The 13,701-nt window shown below is 43.5% G+C and carries 13 protein-coding genes and 1 other annotated feature; all 13 genes read left to right on the top strand.

Annotated elements, in window-relative coordinates:
• Nucleotides 1-234: 234 nt before the first annotated feature.
• The 13 genes from ACQYAD_RS14005 to rlmB all read left to right on the top strand — a co-directional run bounded on the left by ACQYAD_RS14005 (nt 235) and on the right by rlmB (nt 13,701).
• A complete protein-coding gene (locus ACQYAD_RS14005) occupies nt 235-774 on the top strand; it encodes a UvrB/UvrC motif-containing protein (RefSeq protein WP_430239100.1) in 540 nt (179 codons plus the stop codon).
• Nucleotides 775-1,848, top strand: coding sequence for a protein arginine kinase (locus tag ACQYAD_RS14010; protein WP_430239102.1), 1,074 nt, complete (start codon nt 775-777; stop codon nt 1,846-1,848).
• 13 nt (nt 1,849-1,861) lie between these two features.
• Nucleotides 1,862-4,297 (top strand): ATP-dependent protease ATP-binding subunit ClpC, encoded by a 2,436-nt coding sequence (gene clpC / locus ACQYAD_RS14015; protein WP_430239105.1) that lies wholly within the window; start codon nt 1,862-1,864, stop codon nt 4,295-4,297.
• A gap of 103 nt (nt 4,298-4,400) precedes the next feature.
• Nucleotides 4,401-5,783, top strand: coding sequence for a DNA repair protein RadA (gene radA, locus ACQYAD_RS14020; protein WP_430239108.1), 1,383 nt, complete (start codon nt 4,401-4,403; stop codon nt 5,781-5,783).
• Nucleotides 5,784-6,034: 251 nt separating this feature from the next.
• Complete coding sequence (locus ACQYAD_RS14025) at nt 6,035-7,126, top strand: PIN/TRAM domain-containing protein (protein WP_430239110.1); 1,092 nt, start codon at nt 6,035-6,037, stop codon at nt 7,124-7,126.
• A 93-nt stretch (nt 7,127-7,219) separates the two neighbouring features.
• Nucleotides 7,220-7,921, top strand: a complete 702-nt coding sequence (ispD, locus tag ACQYAD_RS14030; RefSeq protein WP_430239113.1) for a 2-C-methyl-D-erythritol 4-phosphate cytidylyltransferase — start codon at nt 7,220-7,222, stop codon at nt 7,919-7,921.
• 2 nt (nt 7,922-7,923) lie between these two features.
• Complete coding sequence (ispF, locus tag ACQYAD_RS14035; protein WP_430239116.1) at nt 7,924-8,403, top strand: 2-C-methyl-D-erythritol 2,4-cyclodiphosphate synthase; 480 nt, start codon at nt 7,924-7,926, stop codon at nt 8,401-8,403.
• Nucleotides 8,404-8,544: 141 nt separating this feature from the next.
• Nucleotides 8,545-10,002 carry a glutamate--tRNA ligase gene (gltX, locus tag ACQYAD_RS14040; protein WP_430239118.1) on the top strand — a complete coding sequence of 486 codons (1,458 nt, stop codon included), beginning with the start codon at nt 8,545-8,547 and terminating at the stop codon, nt 10,000-10,002.
• Nucleotides 10,003-10,045: 43 nt separating this feature from the next.
• Nucleotides 10,046-10,284, top strand: a binding site (T-box leader).
• Nucleotides 10,258-10,383, top strand: a complete 126-nt coding sequence (locus tag ACQYAD_RS14045) for a hypothetical protein (RefSeq protein WP_430239121.1) — start codon at nt 10,258-10,260, stop codon at nt 10,381-10,383. (Overlaps the previous feature by 27 nt.)
• 91 nt (nt 10,384-10,474) lie before the next feature.
• Entirely contained in the window at nt 10,475-11,143 is a 669-nt protein-coding gene (gene cysE, locus ACQYAD_RS14050) for a serine O-acetyltransferase (protein ID WP_430239124.1), read from the top strand.
• Complete coding sequence (gene cysS, locus ACQYAD_RS14055; protein ID WP_430239127.1) at nt 11,124-12,521, top strand: cysteine--tRNA ligase; 1,398 nt, start codon at nt 11,124-11,126, stop codon at nt 12,519-12,521. The genes cysE and cysS overlap by 20 nt, the downstream gene beginning before the upstream one ends.
• A gap of 5 nt (nt 12,522-12,526) precedes the next feature.
• Complete coding sequence (locus tag ACQYAD_RS14060; RefSeq protein WP_430239130.1) at nt 12,527-12,952, top strand: Mini-ribonuclease 3; 426 nt, start codon at nt 12,527-12,529, stop codon at nt 12,950-12,952.
• Nucleotides 12,949-13,701, top strand: coding sequence for a 23S rRNA (guanosine(2251)-2'-O)-methyltransferase RlmB (gene rlmB, locus ACQYAD_RS14065; RefSeq protein ID WP_430239133.1), 753 nt, complete (start codon nt 12,949-12,951; stop codon nt 13,699-13,701). Before ACQYAD_RS14060 ends, rlmB begins: the two co-directional genes overlap by 4 nt.

Genomic DNA, 13,701 nt, shown 5'->3' on the forward strand with positions numbered 1-13,701 from the left:
GCCGAGGTTAAATGCCAGCCCCATTATAATCAATGTTATTGAGGGAAACATCAATGGCAGAAAGCAGGAAATCTGCTATATTGTAACGAACTTAATCAATGCAAATGATAATGTTAAAGAAAACTCGGCGATTGACAAGACTTTTGAACAAAATTTGAAGTACAGTTGAATTGCGCATACAAAATATATCGTTACTAATTCTGATTTAATGCCAAGCGAGCTGGAGGGGGAAAAATGATCTGTCAGGAGTGCAATCAAAACCCGGCAACGCTTCATTTTACGAAAATCGTAAATGGAGAAAAAACGGAAGTTCACCTTTGTGAGAAATGTGCCCAAGAAAAAGGTGAAATGTTTATGCTGCACGGAGGTTCAGGTTTTTCATTTAACAATTTACTAGCAGGCATTTTGAATATGGAGCCCGCCTTCCAACACCCCAATCAAAATGCTTTTCACCAAGAGGAAGTACTGCAATGTGAAAAGTGTTCCATGACCTATCCGCAATTTGTTAATGCAGGCCGCTTCGGGTGTTCCCATTGCTACGAGACTTTTAAAGAACAGCTCAAGCCTGTATTAAGAAGGCTTCATGGCGGGAATTGGGCACATCACGGGAAAATTCCAAAGCGGGCAGGTGGGGGGATTCACTTGCGCAAAAAAATTGAAGAGCTTAAAGGTTTGTTGAAGGAAAAAATCACCAACGAAGAATTTGAAAAAGCAGCTGAAATTAGAGACGAAATTCGTTCCCTTGAGAAAGAAGCGGCAGGGGGGGAAGAATAAATGTCACTCGAACGATTTATCAGTCAAGCAATTAGTTCATGGATGAGTGAAGAAGGGCCTGATTCAGATATTGTTTTAAGTTCGCGCATTCGTTTGGCTCGGAATTTTGAAGAATTTAAATTTCCAACCATTTTTTCTCATGAAGAAGCAAAAGCTGTCATTGAAAAAATGGAAGAGATTCATAAAGAAGCAGGTTTTAAGAAATATGGATCAATGGAATTACTGAAAATAGATGAAATGCAGCCACTGCAAAAAAGGGTGTTGGTTGAAAAACACCTCATTAGCCCTCAATTGGCAGAAGATTCACCATATGGAGCCTGCCTGGTAACAGAAAATGAAGAAGTAAGTATAATGATCAACGAGGAAGACCACCTTCGAATCCAATGTTTATTTCCGGGTCTGCAGCTTTCTGAAGCTTTACAGACAGCCAATGATATGGATGACTGGCTTGAAGGGCGCCTACATTATGCGTTTGATGAAGAGCGTGGATATTTGACCAGTTGTCCGACAAATGTAGGAACTGGGCTAAGGGCATCCGTTATGATGCACTTGCCAGGGTTAATTTTAACCCAGCAGCTGAATCGGATCATACCGGCGATTAATCAGCTAGGATTAGTGGTAAGAGGAATATATGGTGAAGGCAGTGAAGCGTTAGGGAATATATTCCAAATATCAAACCAAATAACATTGGGAAAATCGGAACAGGATATTGTTGAAGATTTACAAAGTGTTGTTAGCCAATTGATTTCTCAAGAAAGGTCTGCGCGTGACGCATTACGAAAAACTTCGGACATACAATTAGAAGACAGGGTGTATCGATCTTATGGGATTTTGACGAACAGCCGCATCATTGAAACGAAAGAAGCAGCAAGGTGTTTATCAGACGTTCGACTTGGGATTGATATGGGATACATCAAGAATGTTTCCAAAACTATTTTAAATGAATTAATGATCTTAACTCAACCGGGTTTTCTTCAGCTGTATGCCGGCGGGCCGTTAAGACCGCATGAACGGGATATTCGAAGAGCCGCCCTTATTCGGGAAAGGTTAATGATGGAACAAGATAAAAAGTAAGGAGGAAATCAATATGATGTTCGGCCGTTTTACTGAAAGAGCCCAAAAGGTGTTGGCGTTGGCACAGGAAGAAGCAATTCGTCTAGGACATAACAATATTGGCACGGAGCATATTTTGCTTGGACTAGTAAGGGAAGGTGAAGGAATTGCTGCAAAAGCTCTTTATGGTCTTGGCCTTGGAGCAGAAAAAATTCAAAAAGAAGTAGAAAATTTAATTGGGAAAGGCCAAGATACTTCACAAACGATTCATTATACACCAAGGGCTAAAAAAGTGATTGAGCTTTCAATGGATGAAGCACGCAAGCTAGGACATTCATATGTCGGAACAGAGCATATTTTACTCGGATTAATCCGGGAAGGCGAAGGTGTGGCTGCAAGGGTTCTAAACAATCTTGGAGTAAGCCTGAATAAAGCACGTCAGCAAGTCCTGCAGTTATTAGGAAGCAACGAAACTGGAGGACACCAAGGCGGTGCATCGGCAAATGCGAATACCCCAACATTAGACAGCCTTGCCCGCGATCTTACCGCAATTGCCCGTGAAGGCAGCTTGGATCCAGTCATCGGCCGTGCAAAAGAAATTCAGCGGGTCATTGAGGTGCTCAGCCGCCGGACGAAAAACAACCCCGTCTTAATCGGCGAACCGGGCGTTGGAAAAACGGCGATTGCTGAAGGGCTTGCCCAGCAAATCGTGAATAATGAAGTCCCAGAGATTCTGCGTGACAAGCGCGTTATGACCCTTGATATGGGAACCGTGGTTGCAGGCACAAAGTATCGAGGTGAATTTGAGGATCGCTTAAAGAAAGTAATGGACGAAATCCGTCAAGCAGGCAATATTATTTTGTTTATTGATGAGCTTCATACGTTAATTGGTGCCGGCGGTGCTGAAGGTGCAATTGATGCCTCCAATATTCTAAAGCCTTCTTTAGCCCGAGGCGAGCTGCAATGCATCGGAGCAACGACGCTTGATGAATATCGGAAATACATTGAAAAAGATGCTGCACTGGAACGGCGTTTTCAGCCAATCCGTGTTGATGAACCGACCCTTGAAGAATCGATTCAAATTTTACAAGGTTTGCGGGATCGTTATGAGGCTCACCATCGCGTGTCCATTAAAGATGATGCGATTGAAGCAGCGGTTAAACTGTCCGACCGCTATATTTCCGACCGCTTTTTACCGGACAAAGCAATCGACTTAATTGATGAAGCCGGTTCAAAAGTGCGGCTTCGTTCCTACACAACGCCGCCGAATCTAAAGGAATTGGAAGCAAAGTTGGAAGAAGTCCGAAAAGAGAAGGATGCAGCAGTGCAAAGCCAGGAATTTGAAAAAGCAGCTTCATTGAGAGATTCGGAACAGCGGTTGCGTGAACAGCTCGAAGAAACGAAAAAGAACTGGAAAGAAAAACAAGGACAAGAAAATAGTGAAGTTACAGTTGAAGATATTGCAAACGTCGTTTCCAGCTGGACGGGAATCCCGGTCTCCAAACTGGCACAAACAGAAACAGAAAAGCTGTTAAACTTGGAAGAGATTTTACATTCGCGCGTGATTGGTCAAGAAGAGGCTGTCAAAGCAGTGTCGAAGGCTGTTCGCCGTGCGAGGGCAGGATTAAAGGATCCAAAGCGGCCAATTGGCTCATTTGTCTTCCTTGGTCCGACTGGTGTTGGTAAAACAGAACTTGCCCGTGCCCTTGCCGAGGCAATGTTTGGCGACGAGGATGCGATGATTCGCATTGATATGTCGGAGTATATGGAAAAACATTCAACATCACGGCTAGTCGGTTCACCTCCGGGATATGTCGGCTATGAAGAAGGCGGACAATTAACGGAAAAAGTTCGCAGAAAGCCTTACTCCGTTATTCTGCTTGATGAAATAGAAAAAGCGCATCCAGATGTCTTCAATATTCTATTGCAAGTATTGGAAGATGGCCGCTTAACAGATTCAAAAGGCAGAACCGTTGATTTCCGCAATACCGTTTTGATTATGACTTCCAATGTGGGCGCAGAGGCTCTTAAACGGAACAAGTACGTTGGATTTAATATTCAAGACGGCGAGCAGGATTATAAAGATATGAAGAGCAAGGTGATGGAAGAGCTGAAAAAAGCATTCCGCCCTGAATTCTTAAACCGGATTGATGAAATCATTGTTTTCCATGCGCTAGAGAAAAAACATTTACAGGAAATTGTTACGCTGCTATCTGATCAGCTAATTAAACGTCTAAAAGAAATGGATATTTCGATTGAATTAACAGATGCAGCGAAAGATAAAATTTCAAAAGAAGGCTATGATCCGGAATATGGAGCACGTCCGCTTCGCCGTGCGATTCAAAAGCACATTGAAGACCGCCTTTCAGAAGAGCTTTTAAGAGGAACATTAAAAATAGGGCAGCATACGGTAATTGATGTAGCTGATGATGAGTTTGTTGTCCGGACACAAACAAGTCTTGTCAAATAAAGGTTTACACTTTAACCATTATTAAAGGGAAACTGATAAGAGGTACACGTAAATATTGTTCATCGTGTACCTCTTTGTATTTTTAATGGAAGGAAGAAAGTTGATGGTAAAAAGAAAAACGAAGTTCATGTGTCAGGCATGCGGCTATGAATCACCCAAATGGATGGGAAAATGCCCTGGCTGTGGAGAGTGGAACAAAATGGTGGAAGAAGTCGAAGTGACAGGATCCAACCGTCGTGGAGCGTTTGCCCATTCGCAGGGGGGAACAGCTGCTTTGTCAAAACCTGCCCCCATTACTTCGATCGAAACAGTGAGTGAGCCGAGAGTCCTGACAGACTTAAAAGAATTGAACCGTGTTTTGGGCGGCGGCGTCGTAAAGGGATCCCTTGTGTTAATTGGCGGTGACCCGGGGATTGGGAAATCAACGCTGCTGTTGCAAGTTTCTTCACAGTTGGCAAGAAAGGGCAATAAAGTTTTGTACATATCGGGAGAAGAATCCTTAAGACAAACGAAATTGCGTGCCGACCGATTGGCTATTTCGGCAGATACGCTCTTTGTCTATGCTGAAACGAATCTGGAACAGATCAATCGAACGATTGAAAATGAAAGCCCGGGATTTGTCATCATAGATTCGATTCAAACGATTTATCATCCGGAAGTCACTTCTGCACCGGGTAGCGTTTCCCAAGTCCGAGAATGTACGGCCGAGTTAATGAGAATCGGTAAAACGAAAGGGATTGCCATCTTTATCGTCGGGCATGTGACAAAAGAGGGTTCGATCGCCGGACCGAGATTGCTGGAACATATGGTCGATACCGTTCTTTATTTCGAAGGGGAAAGGCATCATACGTACAGAATCTTGCGGGCTGTCAAAAACCGTTTCGGTTCGACCAATGAAATGGGCATCTTTGAAATGAAAGAATTTGGGCTGGAAGAGGTCGAGAACCCTTCAGAGATTTTCCTTGAAGAAAGGTCACGCGGAGCGGCAGGGTCCACTGTTGTTGCTTCAATGGAGGGAACACGTCCCGTATTAGTGGAAATCCAGGCATTGATTTCACCGACAAGTTTTGGAAATCCAAGGCGAATGGCAACGGGCATTGATCATAACAGGGTCCCTTTATTGATGGCTGTTTTAGAAAAAAGGGTGGGAATGCTTCTGCAAAATCAAGATGCCTATTTGAAGGTTGCTGGAGGAGTAAAATTAGATGAGCCGGCAATTGATTTAGCGATTGCTGTCAGCATTGCTTCCAGCTTCCGGGATAAGCCGACGAAGCCAACGGACTGCTTTATTGGAGAAGTGGGATTAACGGGTGAAATCAGAAGGGTATCGCGAGTTGAGCAGCGGGTTCAAGAGGCTGCAAAGCTAGGGTTTGAACGAGTCATTTTACCTAGAAATAATCTAAGTGGATGGCAAGCTCCGGCAGGGATTGAACTGATTGGGGTTTCATCTGTTCGCGAAGCGTTAAGGGCAGCATTTGGCGAATAAATCACTGAAAGGTTAAAGAAGCCATTTCTGATTGGGGGATGGAAAAAGGTCGTTGATTATCGCTTTGGAAGTATGCTAGAATAGATGATTTTGCTTATATTTGACAGTCGATTTTTCCGATGCTACCCTAAGAGAAGAAAAGGATTTAGTTTGGGTGTTGTTTACATTTTTGTTTCAATTGGAAAAAATATGTGTGATAAAAGGTTTCAAATCAGGGATTATGTTTATAATGAGTAAAAGGAGGTGAAGGAATGTTAAAACGTATTGTTCAAGTGTGTTTCCTGATCACTGGGGGAACACTTGGTATTTTGTTAATTCCGCAGCTATTATCATTAGTAAACATGGGTAACATTCCGGCGATCAATAACTCGTATGTTACGGTTATTCTTGGTGCTATTATTTTTTATCTTATAACTTTTTGGGCAGTGGATTATGTCATTGATTTTATAAAATGGGCAGAGGATTCACTTGTGAAAGTTCCTGTTGCAGACGTGCTGTTTGGCAGTGTCGGGTTGATTTTCGGGCTACTGGTTGCTTTTCTCATCGGATTTGCGCTCAATGCCATCAAGCTGCCAATTTTAAATACCGTTGCACCAATTTTGCTGACACTATTGTTTGGCTATTTAGGTTTTCAAGTTGGATTTAAAAAACGGGATGAATTGTTGAGCCTGTTTACAAACCGAATTGGTAAAAAGAAAACGGGTGAAGAGGAAAGTGAAAAGATAATAGCCGGAAGTTCATTCAAAATTTTAGACACAAGCGTAATTATTGATGGGCGTATTGCTGATATTTGCCAGACGGGCTTTTTAGAAGGGACGATTGTCATTCCGCATTTTGTCCTTGAGGAACTGCAACATATTGCCGATTCTTCCGATGTGTTAAAACGAAACCGCGGCCGAAGAGGTCTTGATATTTTAAACAGAATTCAAAAAGAACTGGCAATCAAAGTAGAGATTTATGAAGGCGATTTTGAAGAAATTCAGGAAGTTGACAGCAAGCTGGTCAAACTGGCAAAATTAACAAATGGTATTCTTGTTACCAATGATTTTAACTTAAACAAAGTATGTGAACTGCAAAATGTGATGGTGTTGAATATTAATGATTTGGCAAATGCGGTGAAGCCTGTTGTTTTGCCTGGAGAAGAGTTAAGTGTTCAAGTCATTAAAGACGGCAAAGAGTATCACCAAGGAGTCGCCTATTTGGATGATGGGACGATGATTGTTGTCGAAGAAGGCCGGGAATACATTGGAAAACGCATCGATGTGCTTGTCACAAGTGTGCTGCAAACTTCTGCAGGACGGATGATTTTTGCCAAACCAAAGTTATTGGAAAAAGCATTATAATGGCCTTTTTTCAATTTTATTCCTTTAGAAAAAAGAAACACGCAAGTATAGGCCAGTTAAGCTTGCGCTGAATCAACAGAATGGGGTTTTAGTATGGCTTACCAGGTCATTATTCCGGCTGCGGGCCAAGGAAAAAGGATGGGAGCGGGAAAAAACAAGCTTCTGATCGAATTAAATGGGGTGCCAGTATTTATTCATACCCTAATGGTGTTTGAAAAGGACGAACGATGTGATGGAATGATTGTTGCCATTCATCCCCAGGATGAAGAGGAGTTTGTTTCATTGCTTAAACGATATAAAATTGCCAAAGTAAAACGCTTGGTACACGGCGGCGAAGAGCGCCAGCATAGCATATATCATGCCCTTAAAACGATGCAGACAGACGGAATCGTCCTTGTTCATGACGGTGCTAGGCCATTTATCAAAAAGGAATTTATCCATCGTTTAACAGAGGCGGCAGAAAAAACGGGGGCTGCGATTATCGGAGTTCCCGCAAAAGATACGATGAAGATTGTCAAGGATTCCGTTGTCGTTGAAACGGTTGAAAGATCCAGCTTGTGGGTTGTCCAAACACCACAAGCTTTTCGTATGTCCATTTTATTACAAGCATATGGGCAGGCTGAGAAGGATCGGTTTGTTGGGACAGATGATGCCAGTCTTGTTGAGCGAATTGCTGTGCCGGTTTCAATCGTTGAAGGGGATTACGATAATATTAAACTGACGACCCCGGAAGACTTATTTTTTGCCGAAGCGATCTTAAAAAAGCAAAATCGATTTAAAAAAAGGGGTTGTTGAACATGTTCCGAATTGGACAAGGCTTTGACGTACATCAATTAGTAGAGAGCCGGCCGCTTGTAATCGGCGGGATTTCAATTCCCTATGAAAAAGGACTGCTCGGTCATTCCGATGCAGATGTCCTTTTGCATACGATTGCGGATGCCTGCCTTGGAGCAATCGGTGAGGGGGATATCGGGAAACACTTTCCGGATACAGATCCACTTTTTAAAGACGCGGATTCTGCCAAGCTCCTGGAAACGGTCTGGGCGCTTGTAAAGCAAAAAGGGTATGAGCTGGTGAATGCAGATTGTACGATTATTGCGCAAAAACCAAAGATGGCACCCTATATCGAGCAGATGAAAAAAAGGATTGCTGAACTGCTTGAGGCCCAGCCGGGGCAAGTGAATGTGAAAGCTACAACAACTGAGAAATTGGGCTTTACAGGAAGAGAAGAGGGAATTGCTTCGCAAGCCGTTGTACTGCTAATGAAAGTTCAGTAAGTCACTGTTGAAGTGTCAATGGGACGAACAATCAGTGGGGGAGGAAGAAAACCGCCGCTGATTGAAGTTTCACTTTATCGTTCAGAATCACAATGGTAAAATGAATCAGAGAAAAATCAGATGGTTTCAGGAGGTCCGGTAATGTCAAATGAAGTTCGCGTACGGTACGCACCAAGTCCAACAGGATTTTTGCATATCGGCAATGCTCGTACCGCACTGTTTAATTATTTATTTGCACGCAGCCAAGGCGGAAAATTCATTATCCGCATTGAAGATACAGATCAAAAGCGAAATGTGGAAGGTGGAGAACAAAGCCAGCTAAAATATTTAAAGTGGCTTGGAATTGATTGGGATGAAAGTGTCGATGTCGGCGGCGAATATGGGCCATATCGTCAATCGGAACGCAATGAAATCTATCAAAGCTACTATCAGCAATTACTCGGCAATGGACAGGCTTATAAGTGCTACTGCAGTGAGGAAGAACTTGAGGCGGAGCGCGAAGAGCAAATGGAACGGTGCGAAACGCCGCATTATTCAGGCAAATGCCGCCATCTGACGGCAGAGGAACGATCTCGCTTGGAAGCGCAAGGGAGAAAACCAAGCATTCGTCTGAAAGTTCCTGAAGGCAAAACCTACACGTTTGATGATATGGTAAAGGGCGTTGTCTCATTTGAATCTGAAGGCCTTGGGGACTGGGTGATGATTAAAAAAGACGGAACCCCAACTTATAACTTTGCGGTTGCGATCGATGACCATTTAATGAACATCAGCCATGTTCTGCGCGGGGATGACCATATTTCCAACACGCCAAAGCAGTTAATGGTATATGAGGCATTGGGCTGGGAGCCGCCGAAGTTCGGCCATATGACCCTCATTGTCAATGAAAGCCGGAAAAAGCTAAGTAAACGCGATGGGTCGATCATCCAATTTATTGAACAATACGAAGAGTTAGGCTATCTGCCAGAGGCGCTTTTTAATTTCATTGCACTGCTTGGCTGGTCACCGCAGGGGGAGGAAGAAATTTTTTCGAAAGATGAATTTATTCGAATTTTTGATGCGGCTCGCTTGTCAAAATCACCTGCGCTATTTGATAAAAATAAGCTGACCTGGATGAACAATCAATACGTGAAAAAAGCGGATCTCGACAAGGTAGTGGCAATTTCGCTTCCGCATTTGATTAAAGCGGGCAAACTTCCGGAAAAAATGAATGAAGAGCAAGCCGCCTGGGCACGAAGCCTCATTGAATTATTCCAGGAAAAAATGAGCTACGGCGCCGAAATTGTTGAATTAACGGATATGTTCTTTAAGGATGAAGCAGAATATGAGGAAGAAGCGAAGGAAATAGTAGCTGGTGAACAGGTGCCAGAAGTACTTTCTGCATTTGCTCAGGAGCTGGAGCAGCTTGCATCCTTTAAAGCAGATGAAATTAAGGCAGCGATGAAAGCTGTACAGAAAGCAACCGGACAGAAGGGGAAAAATCTGTTTATGCCGATTCGGGCGGCAGTGACAGGGCAGACGCACGGACCTGATTTGCCAAAAGCGATTGAGTTATTGGGTAAGGAAAAAGTGCTGACACGGATTCGCAATATTATTAGTTAACATTTAAGCGAAAATATAATATAGTAAAAGAAAAAACGAATAAGAAAAAATGTAGAAGAGGAAAAGTAAAAAAACGATGCTTTTTAGAGAGAACCATCATCGGCTGAAAGTGGTTCAAGCTACTCGTTTTTTGAAGTGCACCTTGGAGTCCCGGGTCGAAAGAGGTTTAACGAGTAGATTTGGGCGGCAGCCTTCCGTTAACAGGACAAAGTTGAGACCATTTACTTCCCGTTTTGGTGAGGGGGCCTAAACAGAGTGGAACCGCGCCGAAGCGTCTCTGTCGTTTATGACAGGGACGCTTTTTTGCTAATCGGGATGGATTCGGAAGGCGGAAATGACGATGTCTTTGCAGCGGTTCGGCAGTTGGACGTGTTTGATTGATTGAGGGTCAGGGATATGCATGGATCGACAGGACAGCTAGGGATGGGTTTTGTGAAAAGCATTTAAGGAAGAATGATGGGGGGAAAAGCAAATGTTTAAACGGTTAAAAGAAGATCTGGAAGTGGTGTTTGAACAGGATCCTGCCGCAAGGAATTATTTTGAGGTCATCTTAACGTATTCGGGTTTGCATGCCATATGGTACCACCGGCTTGCCCATGCCCTGTATAAGCGGAAATTTTATTTTTTGGCAAGAGCAGTATCGCAGTTCAGCCGGTTTTTAACGGGAATTGAAATTCACCCTGGAGCCAAAATTGGCCGCCGGTTCTTTATCGATCACGGCATGGGCGTTGTGATTGGTGAAACCTGTGAAATTGGCGACAATGTGACCGTTTTCCAGGGAGTCACCCTTGGCGGTACAGGAAAAGAAAAAGGTAAGCGGCATCCAACGATCATGGACAATGCGTTAATTGCGACTGGAGCAAAAGTCCTCGGCTCTATCACGATTGGAGAAAATTCAAAAATCGGTGCGGGCTCAGTCGTTTTAAAAGACGTTCCTCCCAACTCGACGGTTGTCGGGGTTCCCGGAACGGTTGTTATCCAAGATGGCAAGCGGGTGAAAAAAGATTTCAATCACCGGGACCTGCCTGATCCGATCTCAGACCACTTTAAGGCATTAGAAGCAGAGGTGGCCCGATTAAGAGAAATGCTGGAACAGGTGAAGAATGAAAGGAGTAAGCAGTATGACAATTCAACTTTATAATACATTAACACGTAAAAAAGAAACATTTGTGCCGCTTGAAGAGGGTAAGGTAAAGATGTATGTATGCGGTCCGACTGTCTATAACTATATCCATATTGGAAATGCACGCCCGGCCATTGTCTTTGACACGGTTCGTCGTTATTTTGAGTATAGAGGCTATGATGTCCAATATGTATCCAATTTCACCGATGTCGATGACAAATTGATTCGGGCTGCAAAACAACTTGGTGAGGATGTCCCAACCATTGCCGATCGCTTTGTCAAAGCCTATTTCGAGGACGTTTCCGCATTGGGTTGCCATACAGCCGATGTTCATCCGCGTGTAATGGAGAACATGGACATTATTATTGCGTTTATTGAGCAATTAATAAAAAAAGGCTATGCCTATGAGTCGGAAGGCGATGTTTATTTCCGTACACGGAAATTTAAAGGGTACGGAAAACTTTCTCATCAATCCATCGATGATCTTCAAGTGGGTGCGCGAATTGAAGTCGGAGAAAAAAAGCAGGATGAATTGGATTTTGCCCTATGGAAGGCAGCAAAAGAAGGTGAAATTTATTGGGAAAGTCCTTGGGGCATCGGCAGACCAGGCTGGCATATTGAATGCTCGGCAATGGCTAAGAAATATCTCGGAGAAACCATTGATATTCATGCTGGCGGTCAGGATCTGACATTTCCTCATCATGAGAATGAGATTGCTCAGTCGGAAGCATTAACGGGTAAACCATTTGCCCGCTACTGGATGCATAACGGCTACATCAATATTGACAATGAAAAAATGTCAAAATCGCTTGGAAATTTCGTGCTCGTTCATGAAATTATTCAAAAACACAATCCGCAAGTATTAAGATTTTTTATGCTGACTGTGCATTACCGTAATCCAATTAATTACAGCGAAGAATTATTGGAAAGTACAAAGGCAGCTTTTGAACGGCTCATTACTTCCTATCAAAATTTGAAACACCGCCGGGAAGCAAGCACAAACTTAACGGATGACAACCAGACATGGCTTGATAAAATCGCTGAAGCAAAAGCCCAATTTATCAATGAAATGGATGATGATTTTAATACAGCGAATGCCATTTCCGTTTTATTTGATTTATCGAAGCTAGGAAATTATTATCTGTTGGAGAAAAACACAGCAGTAGAAGTGATTGATGCCTTTTTAAAAACGTTTGAAGAATTGTTCGATGTTCTCGGTCTGTCGCTTGGAAACGAAGAACTGCTTGATGAGGAAATTGATGCGCTAATTGAAAAACGAAATCAGGCGCGCAAGGATCGCAATTTTCAATTATCCGATCAGATCCGCGATCAATTGAAGGAAATGAATATTATTTTAGAGGATACACCCCAAGGGACAAGATGGAAAAGAGGCTGAATTTCATGCTTTTAGACGAACAAAATCTAGATCCGAAACAGCTGAACAGCCTGGCGCTTGCTTATATGGGGGATGCAGTATTTGAAACATATGTAAGGCACCACCTTCTCCAAAGCGGGAAGGTGAGGCCAAACAAGCTGCATCGAGAAGGAACAATGTATGTCTCAGCTAAAGCACAGTCAAAAATACTTTTCCAACTGCTTGATGAGGGAATTTTAACAGAGGAAGAGCGCGCCGTCGTCATAAGGGGACGGAACGCCAAGTCGGCTACAGTGCCCAAAAATACAGATGTTCAGACATATCGGCACAGCACTGCATTTGAAGCTTTGATGGGTTATTTATTTTTAAAAGGCGAAATAGGGCGGATGGAGGAGCTGATCCAGGAAGCTTTTTCATATGTTGATGGAACAACGAAAGGAGTTAGCGGATGAATCAGGAACAGGAACAGGAATACATCATTGGAAAAAATCCAGTCATTGAGGCTCTTAAATCCCATCGTGATATTAATAAGATCCTTGTAGCGGAGGGATCGCAGCGCGGGCAAATGCAGCAAATGATTCAGCTTGCCAAAGAGGCGAATGTTTATGTCCAGTTCGTGCCAAAGAAAAAACTTGATCAATTGACCGGAGGGAATCACCAAGGCGTTCTGGCGTATGTGGCAGCTTACGAATATGCGCAACTTGATGATTTATTTCACGCAGCAGAGGAAAAAAAGGAACCGCCGTTTTTTTTGCTGCTCGATGAGATTGAAGATCCCCATAATTTAGGTTCGATTATGCGAACAGCAGATGCGGTTGGGGCGCACGGCATTATTATTCCGAAGCGAAGAGCGGTCGGTCTGACAGCCACTGTTGCGAAGGCTTCAACAGGTGCAATTGAATACATCCCCGTTGTCCGGGTTACCAATATGGCGAGAACCATCGATGAATTAAAAGAACGCGGGGTATGGATTGCTGGAACGGATGCTAAGGGAGCGGATGACTACCGCCATTTGGACGCTCAATTGCCGCTTGGTCTTGTGATCGGCAGTGAGGGGAAAGGAATGGGGCGGTTAATTCGTGATAAATGCGATTTCCTGATTAGACTGCCGATGGCGGGAAGGGTTACATCGTTAAATGCTTCTGTTGCCGCAGCCTTGTTGATGTATGAGGTCTACCGGAAGCGGCACCCAATTGAGTGA

Origin of the sequence: Neobacillus sp. SM06 (assembly GCF_050496765.1) — a bacterium.
Classification (GTDB): Bacteria; Bacillota; Bacilli; order Bacillales; family Cytobacillaceae; genus JAEVLT01.

Excerpts from the sequence above, each read along its gene's own strand:
- ACQYAD_RS14005 (WP_430239100.1), top strand. The coding sequence starts at position 235 with ATGATCTGTCAGGAGTGCAATCAAAACCCGGCAACGCTTCATTTTACG.
- ACQYAD_RS14010 (WP_430239102.1), top strand. The coding sequence starts at position 775 with ATGTCACTCGAACGATTTATCAGTCAAGCAATTAGTTCATGGATGAGT.
- clpC (WP_430239105.1), top strand. The coding sequence starts at position 1,862 with ATGATGTTCGGCCGTTTTACTGAAAGAGCCCAAAAGGTGTTGGCGTTG.
- radA (WP_430239108.1), top strand. The coding sequence starts at position 4,401 with ATGGTAAAAAGAAAAACGAAGTTCATGTGTCAGGCATGCGGCTATGAA.
- ACQYAD_RS14025 (WP_430239110.1), top strand. The coding sequence starts at position 6,035 with ATGTTAAAACGTATTGTTCAAGTGTGTTTCCTGATCACTGGGGGAACA.
- ispD (WP_430239113.1), top strand. The coding sequence starts at position 7,220 with ATGGCTTACCAGGTCATTATTCCGGCTGCGGGCCAAGGAAAAAGGATG.
- ispF (WP_430239116.1), top strand. The coding sequence starts at position 7,924 with ATGTTCCGAATTGGACAAGGCTTTGACGTACATCAATTAGTAGAGAGC.
- gltX (WP_430239118.1), top strand. The coding sequence starts at position 8,545 with ATGTCAAATGAAGTTCGCGTACGGTACGCACCAAGTCCAACAGGATTT.
- cysE (WP_430239124.1), top strand. The coding sequence starts at position 10,475 with ATGTTTAAACGGTTAAAAGAAGATCTGGAAGTGGTGTTTGAACAGGAT.
- cysS (WP_430239127.1), top strand. The coding sequence starts at position 11,124 with ATGACAATTCAACTTTATAATACATTAACACGTAAAAAAGAAACATTT.
- ACQYAD_RS14060 (WP_430239130.1), top strand. The coding sequence starts at position 12,527 with ATGCTTTTAGACGAACAAAATCTAGATCCGAAACAGCTGAACAGCCTG.
- rlmB (WP_430239133.1), top strand. The coding sequence starts at position 12,949 with ATGAATCAGGAACAGGAACAGGAATACATCATTGGAAAAAATCCAGTC.